Source organism: Halomonas sp. 111 (genome assembly GCF_052379685.1).
GTDB lineage: Bacteria > Pseudomonadota > Gammaproteobacteria > Pseudomonadales > Halomonadaceae > Vreelandella > Vreelandella citrativorans.
Genome location: NZ_JBQSYV010000054.1, coordinates 1 through 1,087, shown reverse-complemented (window position 1 = coordinate 1,087; position 1,087 = coordinate 1). Strand labels below are relative to the sequence as shown.

Genomic DNA, 1,087 nt, shown 5'->3' with positions numbered 1-1,087 from the left:
TAAGTGATTATGCATAAATTATAGTGTATAAAGAACAAAGACCCAACAGAGTAAAACACAGAACCATGTCTCGGCGCTTACGTTTCGTTTCTTTAACACCTGACCAGCAACGTCTCTTAAATGAAGCCTACCAGTACGGCGAAAAGAGAGCGTTACGTCGTCGGGCTCACGCCATTCTGCTCAACCACAAAGGCCATACGATTAACCAGGTTCGCGATATTATCGGGGTTAAGCGCGATACGGTATCGACGTGGTTATCCCAATGGGAAGCAGACGGTATTGAAGGTCTTCAAGACAAGCCTCGCGAAGGACGCCCCCATCTTCTCAGCGAGAGTGATCTTGCTGTGTTAGAGCAATTGGTTGAAGAGTATCCCCATCAACTGCCTGTCCTCCATGCCAGGTTTCAAGAGAAGACAGGTAACGTCGTCAGCCAGGACACGTTGCGGCGCGCGTTAAAAAAAAGGCTATAGCTGTAAGCGGATACGCCGCTCATTGAGGGCACCGCGTGACGAAACAGATTTCCGCCATACGCAAGAGATGATCAATGTATTGAAGGAGTGGGAAGATGATGGTAAGTGCGATCTCTATTTCTTTGATGAGGCCGGTTTCTCGCAATCATCGTCACTACCTTATGCATGGAGCCCGATAGCCAAGCCTTGGGAAGTCACTGCCTACCCACATAGCAAACGGCTGAATGTACTGGGTTTTCTCACCAGAAAAGGTGAGTTTTTTCACCACATGACCACCGACTCTGTGACCACTGAGACCGTTATAGAAGCCTTTGATCAGTTTGCGGCACATAAAGACCCTGACTCCTTCACCGTCGTGATACTGGATAATGCCAGAATGCACCGTTCCAGGGCATTTCAGCGCAAACTTCTTGATTGGATGGCACATCGCATTCACTTGGTCTATTTGTCGCCGTATTCGCCGGAGCTGAACCTGATCGAAATCCTTTGGCGCGAAATCAAATACCGGTGGCTACCGTTAACAGCCTACAGTTCGTTCGATAAGCTTTGTGACGCGGTCAAAAACGTATGCAATGGTTACGGCACTGATTACTCAATAACTTTTGCGTAACCACTTA

Annotated in this window: 1 protein-coding gene; it reads left to right on the top strand. The window is 48.1% G+C overall.

All coding sequences use genetic code 11. The features are described from left to right. Window positions 1-65: 65 nt before the first annotated feature. Window positions 66-1,080, top strand: a protein-coding gene (locus tag ACT3T7_RS18390) for an IS630 family transposase (protein ID WP_193057311.1) whose coding sequence is annotated in 2 segments (ribosomal slippage) — window positions 66-466 and window positions 465-1,080 — 1,017 coding nt in all. Because the reading frame shifts where the segments join, the coding sequence is not laid out codon by codon here. Window positions 1,081-1,087: the final 7 nt, after the last annotated feature.